This window comes from Streptomyces sp. NPDC089799, from assembly GCF_040684755.1.
In the GTDB taxonomy this organism is placed as follows: Bacteria; Actinomycetota; Actinomycetes; order Streptomycetales; family Streptomycetaceae; genus Streptomyces.
The window spans coordinates 15,020-34,759 of sequence record NZ_JBFBGR010000009.1 but is presented as its reverse complement, the minus strand read 5'-3'; the positions used below and the strand labels follow the sequence as shown (position 1 = coordinate 34,759).

Below are 19,740 nucleotides of genomic sequence, written 5' to 3'. Positions count from 1 at the left end.
GTGCTGACGTCATCGTCTGCCCATGCGTTCCCGAACGGGCCCACCGATACCGAAGGGCGACCGAAATTACTTCGGTCGCCCCAGGTCATGAGCGCTATATGGCTGATGTTGAGTCAGAAAGGAGTGCGTCCGGCCCCGCTCGGACCACTGCGGCGACCCGGGCCGCCACGGCGGCCCGGACCGTTACAGCGAGGGGAAGAACAGCTTCAGCTCGCGCTCCGCGGACTCCTCGCCGTCGGAGGCGTGGATGAGGTTCTCGCGGACGATGGTGCCGAAGTCGCCCCGGATGGAGCCGGGGGCCGCGGCGATCGGGTCGGTGGGACCGGCGAGCGTGCGCAGGCCCTCGATCGCGCGCTCCCCTTCCACGACCAGGACGACCACGGGGCCGCTCGCCATGAAGCCCATCAGCGGCTCGTAGAAGGGCTTGCCCTTGTGCTCGCCGTAGTGGGCCTCAAGGGTGCCCTCGTCCAGGGTGCGCAGCTCCATCGCGGGGATGGTCCAGCCGGCCTTGCGCTCGATACGGCCGATGATCTCGCCGATCAGACCCCGCCGGACGGCGTCGGGCTTGAGGATGACGAGAGTGCGCTGGGTCATGGGTACGGCTCCTTGCGGCATACGGGTGCGGTCGTACGAGGCTACAGGGGGTGCGGGGCTACGCCTCGGCCCGGGCCTCCGCCTGTGCGGCCCAGCGGGCCTTGGCGGCGTCCACCTTGCGGCCGTAGTGCACCGAGCACCACCACAGGCCGGCGAAGACCGCGCCGAGGAAGAACATCGTCGGCACGATGAAGCCGCTGAGGACCAGCCCGATCTGCAGGGCCCAGCCGATCTGTACGGCGCCGGGCCGCGACAGCATCCCGCACAGCAGGACCGACAGCAGCATGGCGGCGCCGCACACGGTCCAGACGGTGGCCTGCGACAGATCGCCCTTCATGGCGACCAGCCCGGCGAAGCCGATCACGAAGAACTCGCCGATCAGCGTGGAGGCGCACAGGGTACGCACGGTTGGCTCAGCCCCTCTTCAGCAGCAGGCGGGCCTCGCCCACCGTCATCACGGAACCGGTCACCAGGACGCCGGCCCCTCCGTATTCGGCCTCTTCCTCCGCCAGGGTGATCGCCGCTTCCAGGGCGTCGTCCAGGCGCGGCTCCACCTGCACCCGCTCGGCACCGAAGACCTCGACCGCGATGGCGGCGAGCTCGTCGGCGTCCAGCGCGCGGTGGGTGGCGTTCGCGGTGATCACGACCTCCGCGAAGATCGGTTCGAAGGCTTCCAGGACGCCGCGGACGTCCTTGCCCTCGCTGGTGCCGACCACGCCGATCAGCCGGCTGAAACCGAAGGACTCGGCGACCGCCTCGGCCGTGGCGAGGGCGCCCGCCGGGTTGTGCGCGGCGTCCAGGACCACCGTGGGGCTGCGCCGGACGACCTCCATGCGGCCGGGCGAGGTGACCGAGGCGAAGGCCTTGCGGACCGTGTCGATGTCCAGCGGCCGGGCGTGCTCGGCGCCGATGCCGAAGAACGCCTCCACGGCCGCCAGCGCCACCGCCGCGTTGTGCGCCATGTGCGCGCCGTACAGCGGGAGGAAGACGTCCTCGTACTCGCCGCCCAGGCCGCGCAGCGTGAGCTGCTGGCCGCCGACCGCGACCTCCCGCGAGACCACGCCGAACTCCATGCCCTCGCGGGCCACGGTGGCGTCCACCTCGACGGCCTTCTTCAGCAGCACCTGGGCCGCGTCCACCGGCTGCTGGGCCATGATCACGGTGGCGCCGGGCTTGATGATGCCGCCCTTCTCCTCCGCGATCTCGCCGGTGGTGCCGCCGAGCCGGTCGGTGTGGTCCAGGCTGATCGGGGTGACCACGGCGACCGAGGCGTCGATGACGTTGGTGGCGTCCCAGGTGCCGCCCATGCCGACCTCGACCACGGCGGCGTCCACCGGGGCGTCGGCGAAGGCGGCGTAGGCCATGCCGGTGAGCACCTCGAAGAAGGACAGCCGGTAGTCCTGCGAGGAGTCGACCATCTCCACGTACGGCTTGATGTCCCGGTACGTCTCGACGAAGCGCTCGACGTCGATCGGGCCGCCGTCCAGGCTGATCCGCTCGGTGACCATCTGCACGTGCGGGCTGGTGTAGCGGCCGGTGCGCAGCTCGAAGGCGTTCAGCAGGGCCTCGATCATGCGCGAGGTGCTGGTCTTGCCGTTGGTGCCGGTGACGTGGATGGACGGGTACGAGCGCTGGGGCTCGCCGAGGACGTCCATCAGTGCGGCGATGCGCCGGACGGAGGGCTCCAGCTTGGTCTCGCCCCAGCGGGTGGACAGCTCCTGCTCCACCTCGCGCAGCGCCTTGACCAGCTCGGGGTCGGTGGGCAGGGCGGGCACGGGGTCGCTCTGCGGGGCGCCGGCCTGGGCGCGCAGGGTACGGCTGCCGGCCTCGATCACCGCCAGGTCGGGGTCGCGTTCGGTCTGTTCGGCCACGATCTCGTCGAACTCGTCGAAGCGATCGTCACTGGGCTCGGGCTGCTGCTCACTCACGGGTCCAGTCTACGGACGGGCGGCGCGCCGCCACCGGGGCGGGCCGCGGGGGGCGGGGCGGGAGGCCGGGCCGGAGGGCGGCGGGCGGGTGCCGGGCGCGGGACCGGAGCGGGGCCGGAGCGGGACTAGGAGCTGGGCAGGGTGGCGATGACCTGGTACTGCCGGTCCGTACGGGTGGCGGTCAGGGTGCCGCCCAGGCTGCGGACGCGCTCGGCCATGCCGGCCGTGCCGGAGCCCGCCGAGACCGGGGCGCGGCCGGGCCCGCCCGCGGGCAGGGCGTTGCTGACGGCGATCCGCAGCTGAGGGCCGTCCGTGGAGATGCGTACGTCGACGGTCTCGCCCCGCGCGTGCTTGGCCGCGTTGGTCAGGCATTCCTGCACCACCCGGTAGACGGCGGCCTGGCGCAGCGGAGAGAGGGCGTGGACCCCGGGGCCGACGTCCAGCCGGACCGGGGAGCCGGCCCGGCCGCTCTGCTCGGCCAGCGCGGGCAGCCCGTCCGTGCCGGGGGTGGCGGCCCGCTCGCCGCGCTGCACGATGATCTCGTTGAGCACGAGGTGGGCCCGGCGGGCGGTGTCGGCGAGCTCGTCGAAGTCCTTCGCGTGCGCGGTCCGGCGCGCTCGCACGGCGAGCACCTCGGAGCGGACGGTCAGGAGGGTCAGTTCGCGGCCGACGAAGTCGTGGACGTCGCGCGCGACGGAGTTCCGCTCCTGCTGCACGGCCTGGAGCACGGCGGACTCGGCGCGCCGCGCGTCGAGTTCCCGGACCAGGTCCTGCCGGTAGGCGGCGATGCCGACGGCCGAGGCGAGGACCCCGATGGGCACCACCAGGCCGAGGAAGGCGCTGAGGGTCCTGGCGTGGTCCAGGGGCCAGCCCGGCACGTTGTAGAGGGCCAGACAGAAGGCGATGTATCCGGCGGTGGCGAGGACCGCGGGCCGGCGGCCCCGGTAGCGGCCCACGGAGTACAGGGCGAACTGGATCAGGGTGAGCTCGTGCAGCCAGCCGATGAAGAGCAGGGACACGGCGAGCGAGAGCCAGGGCAGCTCGCGCCGGACCAGCAGGGTGGCGGCGCCGGCGGCCAGCACGAGGGCGGCGGTCGGGCCGTTCAGCGAGTTGTCGGCGGCGGCCAGGCCGGGCAGGTCCAGGGCCATCAGCGCGAGGCAGGCGATGGCGGTGAGGGCGTCGAGGACGCGTGGCGTCACGGCCCGGTTCCCGGCGGTCCGGCGGGCGGCGGCCGTGACCGACCGGAGCGCCGGGGCGACGCGCTTGGGGTGCATGCCCTCCACTATCCGCGGTCGGGGCGGCGGATGAGATCGGCATGAGGGGCGAAAGTCAGTGATATACGGCACTTCCGGACAGCCCGGACAGCCCGGACGACCCGCATCGCCGTCTCATTTCCATCGTCCGATAACCGGAATTTCCGATTCAATACATACGATGCCGTTAGCCGACGGCTTTTGAGGCGGTCGGGGGGACCGATTCAAAGGCTCAAGGGCTTGACAAAATGAACAGCGTTTCGACTAAACCTGCCGGAAAACTCCGCGCCGCAGGGCGGGACCCGGCGCTTTCCGAGCCCACCGCCGCCGACGGCAGGGCCCGCACCCGCCGGGAAGCGGCGGCCGCGCTCACGGCCGCCTTCCTCGCCATGGCGGCTTACTGCACGGGCCTGGCGGCCCACGGCACCTATCCCTTCGGACCCGCTCCGCGCGCGGTCAACGACCTGCGCCACCAGTACGTGCCCTTCCACACCTACCTGTGGGACCTCCAGCACGGCACGGCAGAGGGCGACCTGTTCTTCAACTGGCAGAGCGGATACGGGGTCGGCTTCCTCGGCGACTTCCTCACCTATCTGACGAATCCTTTCTCCTGGCTCGCCGGGCTGTTCGGCCGCGACCAGGGCGAACTCGTCGTCTACGTCGTCAGCCTGTTCAGCATGGGGCTGGCCGCCTCGCTGATGACCGTCTACCTCGGCCGTCTGCGGCCCGGCTCGCCATGGCTGCGCGCCCTGCTCGCCACCGGCTACGCGGTCTGCGGCTGGGGCGTGGTCGAAGGCACCGTCGTCCCCATGTGGACCTGGGGCCTGGTCGCCCTGCCGCTGATGGGCCTGGCGGGCGAGTGGGCGCTGACCGGCCGCCGGCCGGTGCTCGGCAGCCTGGCCGTCGCCGTCTGCTGGTTCGGCAACTTCTACACCGCGGCCATGGCCACCATCGCCACCGCACTGGTCCTGTTGCTCCGGCTGGCCCTGGCCGGCACCGACTGGCGGACCCGCGGCCGGGTTCTCGTACGGGCCGCCCTGACGACCGGCACCGGGCTGCTGCTGGCCGCGCCCGCCGTCCTGGTGTGCGGAATGGCCAACGCGCAGTCCCAGCCCACCGACCGGTTCGTGGTCAGCGTGGACACCGAGCCGCTGACCTACCTGGCGATGCTCATACCGGGCACCCTGCCCAAGTACCCCGCCCCGAACGTGTTCGCCGGCATCCTCACCCTGCTCCTGGTGCTGGCGCTGCCCTTCCAGTCGAAGGTGCCCGCCCGGGAGCGGGCCGGCTGGTCGGCCCTGCTGCTGCTCACCGCCGTCTCCTTCGTCATCACCCCGACGGCGAAGCTCTGGCAGGGCATGACCCTCCCCCACGGCGCCCCCTTCCGCGAGTCCTTCGTCCTCAGCGGCCTGATGGCGATGGCCGCGTGGATCTGCCTCGCCCGCATGCCGCGGGTGCGCGCGCTGGCCGGCGGGGCCGGACTGCTCGCCGTACTGGTCCTGCTGACGCACGGACAGCAGCCCGTCAACGACTACGCCCTGACGGTGGCGCTGCTCGGCGGCGCCGCGGTCACCGTCCTGCTGGTGGTGTACGTACGGGGACTGCGGCGGCCCGGCCGGATCGCGGTCGTCGGACTGCTCACCGCGACGGTCTTCGCGAGCACGGCCTACGCCGTGTACGGCATCGCGGTGCTGCACGACCCCCGGGACCGCGGCCCGGCCCGCGCCGGCACGATGACCGAGCTCGGCACCAACGCCCGGCGGGCCCTGGGCGGCCGGAGCGACTGGGCCGAGACCGGACGCGCCGACCACGGGCCCGGAGTGTTCGTCACCAACAACGACGCAATGCTGCTCGGCGGACAGGGCGGCTCGTACTACAGCAGCTACGTGACCGTGGAGACGGCGACCGCGCTGCGCGACCTCGGCCTCGGCTACCGGATGGGCGGCCGCCACCTGCAGCCCGCCCAGAACCCCGTCCTGCAGGCCCTGCTGAGCATCGGGACGGTGCTGGAACCGGTGGGCCGGGACGGGGTCAAGGCCACCACCCGTCCCGCACCGCCGCTGGTCACCGTACGGGCGCCGGGCAGCGACGGGGCGTACGGGGCGCCGGCCGGCTCGGTCTGGGCGCGGCAGCAGGCCGCACTGGGAGCCCGCGTGTACACCGTGCCGGAGCTCGCGCCCACGGGCGGCCCGGCCGCCGAGCGCACCGCCGACGGCTCCGGCTTCCGGCTGCGGAAGGCGCGGGACGGCGGCACCGGGGCCGAGCAGTGGACCTCCTTCACCGCCCGGTGCGCTCCGGGGACGCGGGCCTTCCTCCACGCGCCCTCGCTGAACGGGGTGGCACGCTCCGAGAAGGGGCCGAAGCAGGGCTTCCTCGGTGATCCGCCGGTGGTCAGCGCAGCCATGAAGGAGCTCGGGCCGGTGCCGGCGGACGGCCGGTTCTCGTTCTCGGTCCGGGCGGCGAAGGACGGGCAGGTGCTGCCCGCGGCGGCGCTCGGCTGCCTGGACGGGGCCGCGCTGGACGCCCGGATCGCCGAGCTGAGGTCCACCGCGGGCGCGGTGTCCGTCCGGACCGGCGGGCATTCGGTCACGGCGGAGCTGCCCGCCGGTGCCACCGGTACGGCCGTGGTCGGCGCCACGGCCGCACCCGGCTGGTCCTGCTCGGCCGACGGCGGCCCGTCCCGCGCGCCGGTGTCGTACCAGGGGCTGATGGGGGTCCCGCTGGGGCCGTCCGGCGCGAGCCGGATCTCCTGCACCTACACCCCGCCGGGCCTGCACGCGGGCCTGGCCGGCACGGCCCTGGGCTCCGCCCTGCTGTGCGGCACGTTCCTGTGGCCCCGGGCCCGCCGCCGCCTCGCGGCGCGCAGCTCCGCCCCCGCGGCCTGATCGCCGCCCCGAAGACACAGGGGCCCGGCACCACACGGTGCCGGGCCCCTGTCCTGGTACTGCGGGCGGCTACGCCGCCGGGAGGGCGTCCAGCTGGGACTGGATGCGGGCGATGTCCGCCTCCGCCTTGGCGAGCCGGCCCTTGATCTTGTCGACCACGTTGTCCGGCGCCTTCGCCAGGAACGCCTCGTTGCCGAGCTTGGCCTCCGCCTGCTGCTTCTCCTTCTCGGCGGCGCCCAGGTCCTTCGTCAGCCGCTTGCGCTCCGCCTCGACGTCGATCGTGCCGGACAGGTCCAGCGCGACCGTCGCCCCGGCGACCGGCAGGGTGGCGGTGGCGCTGAAGCCCTCGCCCTCCGGCTGGAGGCGCAGCAGCTGGCGGATGGCCGCCTCGTGCGCGGCCAGCGGGGTACCGGCCAGGTCGAGGCGGGCCGGGACCTTCTGACCCGGCTGCAGGCCCTGGTCGGCGCGGAACCGGCGGACCTCGGTGACGACCGCCTGCAGGTTCTCGATCTCGGCCTCGGCGGCGTCGTCGCGGAAGCCACCCGGGGCGTCAGCCCCAGGAACGGACACGGCCTTCGGCCACTCGGCGACCACGAGGGACTCGCCCCCGGTGAGCGTGGTCCACAGGGTCTCGGTGACGAACGGGACGACCGGGTGCAGCAGGCGCATCAGGACGTCCAGGACCTCGCCGAGGACCCGGCCGGAGACCTCGGCACCCTCGCCGCCCGCGAAGAACGTGGTCTTCGACAGCTCGACGTACCAGTCGAAGACCTCGTCCCACGCGAAGTGGTACAGCGCCTCGCTGAGCTTGGCGAACTGGAAGTCCTCGTAGTACGCGTCGACCTGCGCGACCGTCTTGTTCAGCCGGGACAGGATCCAGCGGTCGGTGGCCGACAGCTTCTCGGCCGGCGGCAGCTCGCCCTCGACCGTGGCGCCGTTCATCAGCGCGAAGCGGGTCGCGTTCCAGATCTTGTTGGCGAAGTTCCGGGACGCCTGGACCCAGTCCTCGCCGATCGGGACGTCGGTGCCCGGGTTGGCGCCCTTGGCCAGGGTGAAGCGGACGGCGTCGGAGCCGTACTTGTCCATCCAGTCCAGCGGGTCGACGACGTTGCCGAAGGACTTCGACATCTTCTTGCCGCGCTCGTCGCGGACCAGGCCGGTCAGGGCGATGGTCTTGAACGGGACCTCGCCGTCCATCGCGTACAGGCCGAACATCATCATCCGGGCGACCCAGAAGAAGATGATGTCGTGGCCGGTGAGCAGGACGTCGGTGGAGTAGAACTTCTCCAGGTCCGGGGTCTTCTCCGGCCAGCCGAGCGTGGAGAACGGCCACAGGCCGGACGAGAACCAGGTGTCCAGGACGTCCGTGTCCTGGTGCCAGCCCTCGCCCGCCGGCGGCTGCTCGTCGGGACCGACGCAGACGACCTCGCCGTCAGGGCCGTACCAGACCGGGATGCGGTGGCCCCACCACAGCTGGCGCGAGATGCACCAGTCGTTGAGGTTGTCGACCCAGTCGAAGTAGCGCCGCTCCATCTCCTTCGGGTGGATCTTGACCCGGCCGTCGCGGACCGCGTCACCGGCGTCCTTGGCGAGGGTCTCGACCTTGACCCACCACTGGAGGGACAGGCGGGGCTCGATGGTCGTGCTGCAGCGCGAGCAGTGCCCGACGGAGTGGACGTACGGGCGCTTCTCGGCGACGATCCGGCCCTGCTCGCGCAGGGCGCCGACGACGGCGCTGCGCGCTTCGAAGCGGTCCAGGCCCAGGAAGGGGCCGTGAACGGTGATGACACCGCGCTCGTCCATGATCGTCATGTTGGGCAGGCCGTGGCGCTGCCCGATGGCGAAGTCGTTCGGGTCGTGGGCGGGCGTCACCTTGACGCAGCCGGTGCCGAACTCGGGGTCGACGTGGGTGTCCGCGACGACCGGGATCGAGCGGTCGGTGAGCGGCAGCTTGATCAGCTTGCCGACCAGGTGCTTGTAGCGCTCGTCGTCCGGGTGGACGGCGATGGCCGTGTCACCGAGCATCGTCTCGGCGCGGGTGGTGGCGACGACGAGGGTGTCCTCGCCCTCCCCGTACCGGATGGAGACCAGCTCGCCGGCGTCCTCCTGGTACTCCACCTCGATGTCGGAGATGGCGGTGAGGCAGCGCGGGCACCAGTTGATGATGCGCTCGGCGCGGTAGATCAGCTCGTCGTCGTAGAGCTTCTTGAAGATCGTCTGGACGGCCCGGGACAGGCCCTCGTCCATGGTGAAGCGCTCACGGGACCAGTCGACGCCGTCGCCGAGACGGCGCATCTGGCCGAGGATCTTGCCGCCGTACTCTTCCTTCCACTGCCAGACCCGGTCGACGAACTCCTCGCGGCCCAGGTCGTGGCGGGACTTGCCCTCCTCGGCGAGCTGCTGCTCGACCTTGTTCTGGGTGGCGATGCCGGCGTGGTCCATGCCGGGCAGCCACAGGGACTCGAAGCCCTGCATGCGCTTGCGGCGGGTGAGGGCGTCCATCAGCGTGTGCTGGAAGGCGTGGCCCAGGTGGAGCGAGCCGGTGACGTTCGGCGGCGGAATGACGATGGTGTACGCGGGCTTCTCGCTCTTGGCGTCGGCCGTGAAGTAACCCCGCTCCACCCAGCGCTCGTAGAGCTGCCCCTCTACCTCGGCCGGCGCGTACTGGGTCGGCAGTTCGGAGTGGGGGCTGCTGGGTGTCTGCGTGTTCTCGGTCACGGGGCACAGGATACGGGCGGCCCGGCCCCCGTTACGAATCGATACCGCACAGTGGCCGCGCGCCACGGCGGTGATCTCGTAGTGGTTCGGTAACGCCTTGGACCCCGGCGCCCACGTTGTCACCGGCTTCCGCCAGGATGTGTGGAGCAGATAAGAATCCTCTAGGGGGACGTCGACTCATGAGCTACAACCAGCCCGGCCCGTACGGCCAGCCGAATCCTTACGGCGGCCAGCAGCCCCAGCAGCCCAACCCGTACGGCCAGCCTGCCCCGCCGCCGCCCCCGGGCCAGCCCGCGCCGGGCTACGGCTACCCGCAGCAGCCGGGCGTCCCGCCGCAGGGCCAGCCGGCCCCGGCCTACGGCTACCCCCAGCAGCAGCCGCCCGGCGTCCCCCCGCAGGGCGGCGCACCGTACGGCGCCCCGGTGGGCGGTTACCAGCAGCCCCCGAAGAAGTCGAAGGCGGGCATCATCGTCCTCGCGGCCGTGGTCGGCGTCGCGGCGATCGGCGCGGGCGCGTACTTCCTGCTGAGCGGCGACGGTGCGAGCAACAGCGACGTGTCGGCCGACACGAAGGGCTACAAGCTGGTCGCTCCGGAGTCGGTCGACGAGTTCAAGAAGGCCGACAAGGCCACGGACAAGACGTTCAGCTCCAAGGACAAGCAGGAGGCCGAGGCCGCCGGCATCAAGAACCCGGACGGCATCGGGGAGTCTTACCAGATCGGCGACAAGAGCAACCCGCTCGCCATGAAGAACCTCACCTTCGAAGGCGTCTACGGTGACATCGCCGACCCGGAGAAGGTGATCGACTCGTCCTTCGCCAAGGCCAAGCAGGAGATGACGAAGGATGGCGACAAGGACGCCTCGGGCGAACTGATCGGTTCCCCGAAGGTGATGAACCCGTCCGGCTTCTCGGGCGCCATCATGAAGTGCCAGGAAGTCAAGGTGACTCCCAAGAAGTCCGAGTCGAGCCCGCTCACGAAGCCGTTCACGGTCCCGGTGTGCATCTGGGCCGATTACAGCACCAGCGGCACGGTCCTCGCGATGGACTTCGCCGCGATGATCGGTGGCGGCAACGGCTACTCGATGGACCAGACCGCGGGGTACACGGCAAAGCTCTACAGCACTGCCCGCGTCAAGAAGTAACGACTCGGCGGGGGCCTGCACATGCAGCACCCCCGCCCCCTTACTAGCGCTTCGCCTGGCGACACGCCTCGCTCGCGTGCCCAGGATTGACCCCGAGGCTGACAAGACCCCCGTAGCAGGCGGGGTGGGGCAACCCGGTGATGATCGGCGCGTTGCTGCAGGCACTCCACACCTTCGGGCCGACCTTGTAGCCCTGCTTGTTCAGGTAGTACGCGCAGTCGCCCTGGTTGGCCGACGCAGGCGAGGCCGCCAGGATCGGCAGCGCTCCCGCCATCGCCGTCGCCGCCATCACGCCGAGCACGCGCTTCAACTTGGACATTCGGCCCCTCCCCTCGAAGTTACCTACTGGTAAATGATCAAGGACGGGGCGGTCGATACCAAACCGAGCGGGTGCATCCGGCCACCTGTGGCCGCAATTGGCGCGGAACAGTCAACGCAACGCGAAGGGGCGCCCCGGAGGATCCGGGGCGCCCCTTCACGTCGTTCAGGTACCGCTGCGGCTACGCCGACTTCTCGTGCGGCCCCTGGTCCTTCGGGACGATCCGCGGGACCAGCGTCGGGTTGACGTTGGAGCGGACCACGTCGGCGGTGATGACCACGCGGGCCACGTCCTTGCGGGACGGGACCTCGTACATCACCGACATCAGGACCTCCTCCATGATCGCGCGGAGGCCGCGCGCGCCGGTCTGGCGGAGGATGGCCTGGTCCGCGATCGCCTCCAGCGCCCCGCGCTCGAAGTCCAGCTCCACGCCGTCGAGTTCGAACAGCCGCTGGTACTGCTTCACCAGCGCGTTGCGCGGCTCCACCAGGATCTGCAGCAGCGCCTCGCGGTCCAGGTTGTGGACCGAGGTGATGACGGGGAGACGGCCGATGAACTCCGGGATCATCCCGAACTTCACCAGGTCCTCCGGCATGACCTCCTGGAACTGGTCGCTCGCCTCGATCTCCCGCTTGGAGCGGATCGTCGCGCCGAAGCCGATGCCCTTGGCACCCGCCCGCGCCTCGATGATCTTCTCCAGGCCGGCGAAGGCACCGCCCACGATGAACAGCACGTTCGTCGTGTCGATCTGGATGAACTCCTGGTGCGGGTGCTTCCGGCCGCCCTGCGGGGGAACCGACGCCGTCGTGCCCTCCAGGATCTTCAGGAGGGCCTGCTGCACACCCTCCCCGCTCACGTCGCGCGTGATCGACGGGTTCTCGCTCTTCCGGGCGACCTTGTCGATCTCGTCGATGTAGATGATCCCGGTCTCGGCCTTCTTGACGTCGTAGTCGGCCGCCTGGATCAGCTTGAGCAGGATGTTCTCGACGTCCTCGCCGACGTAGCCGGCCTCCGTCAGCGCGGTCGCGTCGGCGATCGCGAACGGGACGTTGAGCATGCGGGCCAGCGTCTGGGCGAGCAGCGTCTTGCCGGAGCCCGTCGGGCCCAGCAGCAGGATGTTGGACTTCGCCAGCTCGATGGCGTCGTCCCGGCCCTGCGCGCCGCCGTTCTCGCCCGCCTGGACCCGCTTGTAGTGGTTGTACACCGCGACGGAGAGCGCCTTCTTGGCCGGCTCCTGGCCGACGACGTAGCTCTCCAGGAACTCGTAGATCTCACGAGGCTTGGGGAGTTCCTCCCACCGGACCTCGCTCGTCTCGGCGAGCTCCTCCTCGATGATCTCGTTGCAGAGGTCGATGCACTCGTCGCAGATGTACACACCGGGTCCTGCGATGAGCTTCTTCACCTGCTTCTGGCTCTTTCCACAGAACGAGCACTTGAGCAGGTCGCCGCCGTCACCGATGCGTGCCACGAGGTGCTTCCCCTTCGCCTGGGAGACGCTTGGTTCAGCGCTCCTGGTGCCTCATATCCGACGGTACCTTGCCGGGGCCCCGCTTCGGGGCCCCGTGCAAGTATCAGGCCGCGTTCATCTTCCGGGTGGAGATGATCTGGTCGATCAGACCGTAGGCCAGAGCGTCCTCAGCGGTGAGGATCTTGTCGCGCTCGATGTCGTCGCGGATCTTCTCGATCGGGGTCGAGGAGTGCTTGGCCAGCATGCTCTCCAGCTGGTCGCGCATGCGCAGGATCTCGTTGGCCGCGATCTCCAGGTCGGAGAGCTGCTCACGGCCGGTGCCGCCGGACGGCTGGTGGATCAGCACGCGGGCGTTCGGCAGGGCCATGCGCTTGCCGGGGGTGCCGGCGGCCAGCAGGACGGCGGCGGCGGAGGCCGCCTGGCCCATGCAGACCGTCTGGATGTCCGGCTTCACGAACTGCATGGTGTCGTAGATGGCCGTCAGCGCGGTGAAGGAGCCGCCCGGGCTGTTGATGTAGATCGAGATGTCGCGGTCCGGGTCCATCGACTCCAGGCACAGCAGCTGCGCCATGACGTCGTTGGCGGAGGCGTCGTCGATCTGCACGCCGAGGAAGATCACGCGCTCCTCGAACAGCTTCGCGTACGGGTCGTACTCGCGCACGCCCTGCGAGGTGCGCTCGACGAAGCGGGGGACGACGTAGCGGTTGTCCACCTGGGCCCCGGTGTAAAGGCCGCTCGCGGAGAAGTTGTTCTGCATCTGGGTGTTCACCATCCTGGTGGCGTTCTGCGGGCTGGGGCTTTCCTGGTACGGGACCGGGGCCGGGATCAGGCTCCGGTACCGCCGCCGCCCGGAGCGAGCGACGCGGCCGAGATGATGTCGTCGATGAGGCCGTAGTCCTTGGCCTCCTCGGCGGTGAACCAGCGGTCGCGGTCGCCGTCGCGGATGATCGCCTCGACGGTCTGGCCCGAGTGGTGGGCGGTGATCTCGGCCATGCGCTGCTTGGTGCGCAGCAGGTACTGGGCCTGGATCTTGATGTCCGACGCGGTGCCGCCGATGCCGGCGGAGCCCTGGTGCATCAGGATGTCGGTGTTCGGGAGCGCGAAGCGCTTGCCCGCGGTGCCGCCGGTGAGCAGGAACTGGCCCATGGAGGCGGCCATGCCCATGCCGATGGTGACGACGTCGTTCGGGATGAACTGCATGGTGTCGTAGATCGCCATGCCGGCCGTCACGGAGCCACCGGGGCTGTTGATGTACAGGAAGATGTCCTTGTCCGGGTCCGCGGCAAGGAGGAGGAGCTGCGCCGTGATCTTGTTGGCGATGTCGTCGTCGACCTGCTGGCCGAGGAAGATGATCCGCTCGCCGAGCAGCCGGTTGTAGACATGGTCGCCGAGGCCGCCACCGATGGACGGCTCACCCGCGGCGTAAGGCTTCAGATTCGTCACGTATCCACCTGCTCGTCTCCGACGGCTTCACGTGCCGTCTCAGCGTCTCGTTCCGAGGGCAGTGCCCTCATAGTCATGGACCCTAACGCGCAGGTCGGACAACGCCATCCCGGTTCCCGAACTGTTCGCTCGGAGCGCAAGCTCCGCGGGGCCCGCCGCGAGGGTGCGGAAGGGCCCGGACGCACACGCGTCCGGGCCCTTCCGGTGCAGCTCAGAGGTGGTGCTCAGAGGTGCTGCTCAGAGGCGGTTACTTGGCCTCGTCGGCCTGCGCCTCGGCGTCGGCCTCGACGACGGCCTCGACCGTCTCGGCGGCCTGCTCCTCGTCCTCGTCGGAGAGGTCGACGACCTCACCGTTGGTGTCGACGACCTTGGAGCCCTCGACGACCAGCGCGAGCGCCTTGCCGCGGGCGACCTCGCCGACCAGCATCGGGACCTGGCCGCCCTCGACGACCGCCTGGGCGAACTGGTCGGGGGACATGCCGGAGGAGGCGGCACGGCGGACCAGGTGCTCGGTGAGCTCGTCCTGGTTGACGTTCAGCTTCTCCTTGTTGACCAGGGCGTCCAGCAGGAACTGGGTCTTGATGCCCTTGACCGCGGCGTCCTTGGTCTCGGCCTCGAACTCCTCGACCGTCTTGCCCTGGAACTCGAGGTACTTCTCGAGGGTCAGGCCCATCTGGCCGAGCTGGTGGTGCTCCAGGTTGTGCTTGCGGGTGTTGACCTCGTCCTCGAGCAGCTTCTCGGGGACCGGGATCTCCGCGAGCTCGATGAACTTCTCCAGCACGCGCTCCTGGGCCTGGGTGGCCTGGTCGTACTGCTTCATGTTCTCGAGGCGCTTGCGGCTGTCCGCCTTCAGCTCCTCCAGGGTGTCGAACTCGCTCGCCAGCTGCGCGAACTCGTCGTCCAGGGCCGGGAGCTCCTTGGCGGCGACCTTGGTGACCTTGACGGTGACCTCGGCGTCCTTGCCCTCGGCGGAGCCGCCCTTCAGCTGCGAGGTGAAGGTGGCCTCGCCGCCGGCCTCGAGGCCCTTGACGGCCTCGTCGATGCCGTCGAGCAGCTCGCCCGAGCCGATGGTGTAGGAGACGTCGCTGGCGACGCCGTCCGGGAGGACCTCGCCGTCGACCTTGGCCTCGAGGTCGATGGTGACGACGTCACCCTCCTCGGCGGCACGCTCGACGGTGTTGGTGGAGGCGAAGCGGTTGCGCAGCTGCTCGACCGACTTCTCGATGTCCTCGTCGGTGACCTCGACGGCGTCGACCTCGACCTCGATGCCGGAGAAGTCCGGGATCTCGATCTCGGGGCGGACGTCCACCTCGGCGGTGAAGGCCAGCAGCTCGCCGTCCTTCAGCTCGGTGATGTCGACCTCAGGCTGACCCAGCGGGTTCAGCTCGGCCTCGTTGATGGCCTCGGTGTAGAACTTCGGGAGGGCGTCGTTGACGGCCTCCTCCAGCACCGCACCGCGGCCGAAGCGCTGGTCGATGACCCGGGCCGGGATCTTGCCCTTGCGGAAGCCCTTGACCGTGACCTGCTGGTTGATCTTCTTGTACGCCGCGTCGAGGCTGTCCTTGAGCTCCTCGAAGGGCACCTCGACAGTGAGCCGAACCCGAGTCGGGTTCAGGGTCTCCACGGCGCTCTTCACGGTTCGGTCTCCTTGTGGCTGACTTCTGGGGTTCTGCCGACGCTGCGTATTCAGCGGTCCGGCGGATCGGGCCCGGCACATCAGACACACGGGCACGCAGCTTGCATAGTAACCGCAGCCGGGAAGCAGCCCACAACGCGATCTTGGACGGGAGCGCCGACGGAAGGCCGACGCGATCTCCGCGGATGGTGGTGCAGGTGGTGGTCGGGGTGGCCGGATTCGAACCGACGACCTTCCGCTCCCAAAGCGGACGCGCTACCAAGCTGCGCCACACCCCGTCGGTGCGACACGTAGGGTACATGCCCGTGGACGGTCCCATGCGCAGGGTTTTCCTGCGGGGAAGAGACGGATCGGTCAACGGGCGAACCACCGGCGGGAAAGCAGTGTGCGATCCACCGACCGGACCCGCTAGGATGCTGTCCGTGCCGGGGTCGCCGACCGTGGCGCACGCACTGCGGGCGTAGCTCAATGGTAGAGCCCTAGTCTTCCAAACTAGCTACGCGGGTTCGATTCCCGTCGCCCGCTCTTCATGGCTCAGGGCCAGGTCAGAGGATGTTTTCCTCGGCCTGGCCCTGAGTCGTTTCCGGGGCCGGGACGAAACATGTCACGTCCGGGGCGCCGTCAGATCTTGATGCCGGCGATGGTGTCCGCGAGCGAGGTGAGGAACCGGTTCACGTCCGGGGCGATGGAGCTGGACGCGAGGAAGAAGCCGAAGAGGACCGCGACGATGGCGGGGCCCGGCTTGAGGTGGTTGCCGCGGATCAGCACCACCATGATGATCGCCAACAGAACAACCACTGACAGCGAAATGGCCACTACTGATCACACCTTCGGTCGTCCCCTGGTCCGTCAGGGGCACGGCCGCGCTGCGCGCACCCCCACATGGACCATCCTCCCACCAACGGGCCCTGGCCATACGCCTCATGGGGGTCATTTCTGCCAACTGCGGTGGTTTCAGAGAGAAAGGAGGGAGCGCATGTACGCGTACTTCGCGGTGAGCCGTTCGCGGGTGGCTTCGTCCAGGACCGCCAGCCGGGCCGGGTCGGCGTTGTGCGCCAGGTCGGCCTCCTTGACCAGCAGGGCTCCGGGGGTGTGCAGGATGCGGGCGGCGTAGTCCGCGGGAGGTTCACCGGGGCGCTTGGTGACGGCCAGGACCATCGCCTTCACCGAGGGCTGCAGGGCGGCGGAATCCAGCCAGGTGAGGGACAGGGCCTCGTCCTCGATGGCGTCGTGCAGCCAGGCGGCGGCCTGCTGCTCGGCACTGCCGCCGCGGACGCGGACGCCCTCGGCGACGGCCGCGAGGTGTTCGGCGTAGGGCCGCCCCGCCTTGTCGGTCTGCCCTTCGTGTGCCGCGCGGGCCAGGGCCTCGACCTCCGCGAGCGTGAGCGTGGCGTTTGGGCCGTCCGTGCCGTCCGTGGTCATCCGAGTCCTTTCGCCGCCGTACGCAGGGCCTGCGCGGCCCGGCCTACGTCCGTGTGCGTGGTACGCCAGTTGGAGAACGCGGCGCGCAGGGCCGCGGTTCCACCGAACACGGTCGGCGTGACGAACACCTCCCCGGCAGCGGCCTCGCGGAGCGCGGCGAGCCGCTCCGGGGTCGGACGGTCGGCGAGGGTGAAGCAGACGACGTTGAGCCGGACCGGCGCGAGCAGCCGGAAGGCGGGGTCGGCGGCGAGCTCGTCGCCCAGCCGGCGGGCGCAGTCGATGTCCCGCTCGACGATCTCCCGGTGGCCCTGGCGCCCGTACGCGCGGAGGGTGAACCAGGCGGCGAGGGCCCTCAGCCGGTGGGAGTTCTCCGGGGTGAGGTGCACCAGGTCGGGGTCGGGCCCGAGCGGCCCGAGGTAGGCTGCCGCGTTCGAGAACACCCGGGCCTGGAGGTCCTGCCTGCGGGTGAACTGCACGGCGCTGTCGTAGGGCACGTTGAGCCACTTGTGCAGGTCCACGCACACGCTGTCGGCGAGCCCGAGCCCCGCGACCAGGTGGGCGTGCTCCGGGGACAGCCCGGCGAAGGCCCCGAAGGCGGCATCGGTGTGCAGCCAGAAGTCGTGGCGGCGCTTGAGCCCCGCGATGGCGGTGAGGTCGTCGAAGTCCACGGTGTTGACGGTGCCGGCGTTGGCGACGACCACGGCGGGCCCGGGCGTGTCGGCGAGGGCCCGGTCCAGCGCCACCGGGTCTACCGCTTCCCGGCCCGGCAGCGTGGGCACCGTCACCAGCGCGTTCCGCCCGAGCCCGAGCACGGACAGCGCCTTGCCGATGGAGGAGTGCGGCGCGCCGGAGAGCACCCGTACGGTCCCCAGGGCGCCGGCCCCGTCCTCGGCCGGGGAGACCCCGAGCCGCTCCCCGAGCCACTCCCGGGCGATGGCGAGCCCGACGGTGTTGGAAAGGGTGGCACCACTGACGAAGGTGCCGCTGTGCTCGGGCCCGAGCCCGAAGAGCTCACGCAGCAGCCCCACCGTCTCGCGTTCGAGCGCCTGCCCGGCCCCGTCCAGCCCGGAGTTGGAGTTCTGGTCGAAGACCGAGGTCAGCCAGTCACCCGCCAGCGCGGCAGGGGTGGCCCCACCGGTGACGAACCCGAGGTACCGGCCCCCCGCGGAGGCCGACAGCCACGGCGCCCACCGCGCACCGAACTCGGCGAGCGCCCCCTCGACCCCGCCCCCTTCCTCACCCAGGCCCTGCCCCAGGCCCTGCCCCAGGCCCTCGCCCGGGCCCTCGTCCAGTCCCTCGCCACCGCCCGCGCCGACGGCCCGGGACGGCACCACGGGCCGTTCGTCGAGCCCGTCGAGCACGCTCTGGGCGTACCGGAGGGTGAGCCCGAGCAGCTCGGGCAGTCGGCGGAGGTCTGTGGCAAGGCGATGGTCCATACGGCCACGCTAGGAGGTGGCGCCCGCCCCGGCCCCGGTCCAATGCGCCACAAGTGGCCGGTCCGCCGCGATCCGCCCGTACGGGACCCGTAGGGTCGGGGAATGAGCGGACAGGGGTGGATACAGAGGATCATCGGCGGCCTGGCCGTCCCCGCACTCGTCGTACTCGTCACGACGACGGTCACCGGCTGCGAGACGGCACCACCACCGGAACGGGCCCCCGGCCCGACGCCGGCGGCTCCCCGCCCCTCGGGGGCCGGCATCGTCACCCCGGAAAGACTCCCGACGGACCGGCCGCCGGCCGCACCACCGATGTCCCCGCCCGGGGGCGCACCCCTGCCCGCGTCCACGGGCGGCACAGCCGCGGGCGGCGCGCCCGAGGACACGACCTGCCCGCCGGACGGCATCCTGCTCCGCGAAGGCACGGGCGACGCCGCGATGGGCCTCCGCGTCGAGAGCATCGAACTGTTCAACTGCGGGACCGTCCCCTACGAACTGAACGGCTACCCGGACATCCGCCTGCTCGACGAGCGGAAGTCCCCCGTGGAGGTGCAGGTGGGACACGGTTCGAACGGCATCTCCACGGGCACCGGCTTCGACGAGGCCCCCGGCAGGGTGACCGTCCTGCCCGGCCGGTCCGCGTCGTTCGGCCTCCTGTGGCGCAACCTGGTCACCGAGTCGACCGTCCCGGCGACCGAGGGCCGCCACCTGGAGGTACAGCCACGCCCCGGCGCACCGCGCCGGACCCTGACCCTCACCCGTCCGGTCGACCTCGGCAACACGGGGAAGCTGGGGCTGGGCCCGTGGAAGGAACTGCCCCGTTGATCGTCTGGTTGAACGGCCCCTTCGGCGGTGGCAAGACACAGACCGCCCACGAGCTGCACCGAAGGCTGCCGGGAAGCGCGGTGTGCGACCCCGAACACATCGGCTTCGGCCTGCACCGGGCGATGCCGGCCGGGCTGCGCGGTGACTTCCAGGACCTGGCGGCCTGGCGGCAGGGTGTCGTCGAGGTGCTCGACCTGGTGGCGCAACGGCACCCGGGCCCGCTGCTGGTACCGATGACGGTGACCGACCCGCGGTACTTCACGGAGACCGTGGGCCGGTTGCGGGAGCACGGGCACGACGTCCGGCACTTCGCCCTGCTCGCCGAGCGGGCGACGGTACTGCGGAGGCTTTCCGGCCGGGGCCTGTGGCCGGGCCTGAAACGGGAGAGCTTCGCCGTCGCCCGGCTGGACGACTGCCTCTCGGCGCTGCGGGCACCGGAATTCGCAGAGCACGTCCACACCGACGACCTGCCGGTGGCCCGGGTCGCCGAGCGGGTGGCCGCCTCGGCGGGCCTCCGGCTGCTGCCGGACCGGGACGGTCCGCTCCGGCGGCGGGTACGCCACGCGATGGTCGGTGTCCGACACATCCGCTTCGACTGATGCGTTGCCCTGCCGGGCGGGCGGGGCGGGCTGCTGGCCGGCTGGGCGGGGGCGGGCGTTGTCGGTCGGCGC

Annotated in this window: 17 protein-coding genes and 2 tRNA genes; 5 read left to right on the top strand and 14 right to left on the bottom strand. The window is 70.7% G+C overall.

The features are described 5' to 3' along the window. Nucleotides 1-183: 183 nt before the first annotated feature. From ndk to AB0O36_RS11825, 4 genes are all read right to left on the bottom strand, one after another. Complete coding sequence (ndk, locus tag AB0O36_RS11840) at nucleotides 184-594, bottom strand: nucleoside-diphosphate kinase (protein WP_365107684.1); 411 nt, start codon at nucleotides 592-594, stop codon at nucleotides 184-186. Between the two features lie 58 nt (nucleotides 595-652). Beyond that, nucleotides 653-1,000, bottom strand: coding sequence for a DUF4233 domain-containing protein (locus tag AB0O36_RS11835; protein WP_365107682.1), 348 nt, complete (start codon nucleotides 998-1,000; stop codon nucleotides 653-655). A 7-nt stretch (nucleotides 1,001-1,007) separates the two neighbouring features. Continuing rightward, a complete protein-coding gene (locus tag AB0O36_RS11830) occupies nucleotides 1,008-2,522 on the bottom strand; it encodes a folylpolyglutamate synthase/dihydrofolate synthase family protein (RefSeq protein ID WP_365107679.1) in 1,515 nt (504 codons plus the stop codon). A gap of 125 nt (nucleotides 2,523-2,647) precedes the next feature. Continuing rightward, the gene (locus AB0O36_RS11825; RefSeq protein WP_365107676.1) at nucleotides 2,648-3,796 is read right to left on the bottom strand and encodes a histidine kinase; all 1,149 of its coding nucleotides are present in this window, start codon (nucleotides 3,794-3,796) and stop codon (nucleotides 2,648-2,650) included. Between the two features lie 227 nt (nucleotides 3,797-4,023). On the opposite strand from AB0O36_RS11825, the gene AB0O36_RS11820 reads away from it, so the two are divergent. Then, nucleotides 4,024-6,660, top strand: a complete 2,637-nt coding sequence (locus AB0O36_RS11820; protein ID WP_365107673.1) for a YfhO family protein — start codon at nucleotides 4,024-4,026, stop codon at nucleotides 6,658-6,660. Nucleotides 6,661-6,729: 69 nt separating this feature from the next. Here the strand turns inward: AB0O36_RS11820 and AB0O36_RS11815 are convergent, their stop codons facing one another. Continuing rightward, nucleotides 6,730-9,378 (bottom strand): valine--tRNA ligase, encoded by a 2,649-nt coding sequence (locus AB0O36_RS11815; RefSeq protein WP_365107670.1) that lies wholly within the window; start codon nucleotides 9,376-9,378, stop codon nucleotides 6,730-6,732. A 179-nt stretch (nucleotides 9,379-9,557) separates the two neighbouring features. On the opposite strand from AB0O36_RS11815, the gene AB0O36_RS11810 reads away from it, so the two are divergent. Continuing rightward, the gene (locus AB0O36_RS11810) at nucleotides 9,558-10,520 is read left to right on the top strand and encodes a hypothetical protein (protein WP_365107667.1); all 963 of its coding nucleotides are present in this window, start codon (nucleotides 9,558-9,560) and stop codon (nucleotides 10,518-10,520) included. A 43-nt stretch (nucleotides 10,521-10,563) separates the two neighbouring features. Here the strand turns inward: AB0O36_RS11810 and AB0O36_RS11805 are convergent, their stop codons facing one another. From AB0O36_RS11805 to AB0O36_RS11780, 6 genes are all read right to left on the bottom strand, one after another. Continuing rightward, nucleotides 10,564-10,839, bottom strand: coding sequence for a hypothetical protein (locus AB0O36_RS11805; protein ID WP_365107664.1), 276 nt, complete (start codon nucleotides 10,837-10,839; stop codon nucleotides 10,564-10,566). 181 nt (nucleotides 10,840-11,020) lie between these two features. Beyond that, nucleotides 11,021-12,307, bottom strand: a complete 1,287-nt coding sequence (gene clpX / locus AB0O36_RS11800) for an ATP-dependent Clp protease ATP-binding subunit ClpX (protein ID WP_365107661.1) — start codon at nucleotides 12,305-12,307, stop codon at nucleotides 11,021-11,023. 103 nt (nucleotides 12,308-12,410) lie between these two features. After that, nucleotides 12,411-13,079 (bottom strand): ATP-dependent Clp protease proteolytic subunit, encoded by a 669-nt coding sequence (locus AB0O36_RS11795; protein ID WP_365107658.1) that lies wholly within the window; start codon nucleotides 13,077-13,079, stop codon nucleotides 12,411-12,413. Nucleotides 13,080-13,132: 53 nt separating this feature from the next. Continuing rightward, nucleotides 13,133-13,750: an ATP-dependent Clp protease proteolytic subunit gene (locus AB0O36_RS11790; protein ID WP_365107655.1), complete on the bottom strand. Its 618-nt coding sequence runs from the start codon at nucleotides 13,748-13,750 to the stop codon at nucleotides 13,133-13,135. A 247-nt stretch (nucleotides 13,751-13,997) separates the two neighbouring features. After that, complete coding sequence (gene tig, locus AB0O36_RS11785) at nucleotides 13,998-15,386, bottom strand: trigger factor (protein ID WP_365107652.1); 1,389 nt, start codon at nucleotides 15,384-15,386, stop codon at nucleotides 13,998-14,000. Nucleotides 15,387-15,587: 201 nt separating this feature from the next. After that, nucleotides 15,588-15,664, bottom strand: a tRNA-Pro gene (locus tag AB0O36_RS11780). A 176-nt stretch (nucleotides 15,665-15,840) separates the two neighbouring features. On the opposite strand from AB0O36_RS11780, the gene AB0O36_RS11775 reads away from it, so the two are divergent. Beyond that, nucleotides 15,841-15,911, top strand: a tRNA-Gly gene (locus AB0O36_RS11775). A 96-nt stretch (nucleotides 15,912-16,007) separates the two neighbouring features. Here the strand turns inward: AB0O36_RS11775 and AB0O36_RS11770 are convergent. The 3 genes from AB0O36_RS11770 to AB0O36_RS11760 form a co-directional block, all read right to left on the bottom strand. After that, a complete protein-coding gene (locus AB0O36_RS11770) occupies nucleotides 16,008-16,202 on the bottom strand; it encodes a hypothetical protein (protein WP_365107649.1) in 195 nt (64 codons plus the stop codon). 138 nt (nucleotides 16,203-16,340) lie between these two features. Beyond that, a complete protein-coding gene (locus AB0O36_RS11765; protein WP_365107646.1) occupies nucleotides 16,341-16,808 on the bottom strand; it encodes an HD domain-containing protein in 468 nt (155 codons plus the stop codon). Then, nucleotides 16,805-18,244 carry a pyridoxal-dependent decarboxylase gene (locus tag AB0O36_RS11760; RefSeq protein ID WP_365107644.1) on the bottom strand — a complete coding sequence of 480 codons (1,440 nt, stop codon included), beginning with the start codon at nucleotides 18,242-18,244 and terminating at the stop codon, nucleotides 16,805-16,807. The genes AB0O36_RS11765 and AB0O36_RS11760 overlap by 4 nt, the downstream gene beginning before the upstream one ends. Before the next feature lie 102 nt (nucleotides 18,245-18,346). On the opposite strand from AB0O36_RS11760, the gene AB0O36_RS11755 reads away from it, so the two are divergent. Together AB0O36_RS11755 and AB0O36_RS11750 are read left to right on the top strand one after the other, a co-directional pair. After that, complete coding sequence (locus AB0O36_RS11755) at nucleotides 18,347-19,069, top strand: DUF4232 domain-containing protein (RefSeq protein WP_365107641.1); 723 nt, start codon at nucleotides 18,347-18,349, stop codon at nucleotides 19,067-19,069. Then, nucleotides 19,066-19,668 carry an AAA family ATPase gene (locus tag AB0O36_RS11750; RefSeq protein WP_365107638.1) on the top strand — a complete coding sequence of 201 codons (603 nt, stop codon included), beginning with the start codon at nucleotides 19,066-19,068 and terminating at the stop codon, nucleotides 19,666-19,668. Before AB0O36_RS11755 ends, AB0O36_RS11750 begins: the two co-directional genes overlap by 4 nt. Nucleotides 19,669-19,740: the final 72 nt, after the last annotated feature.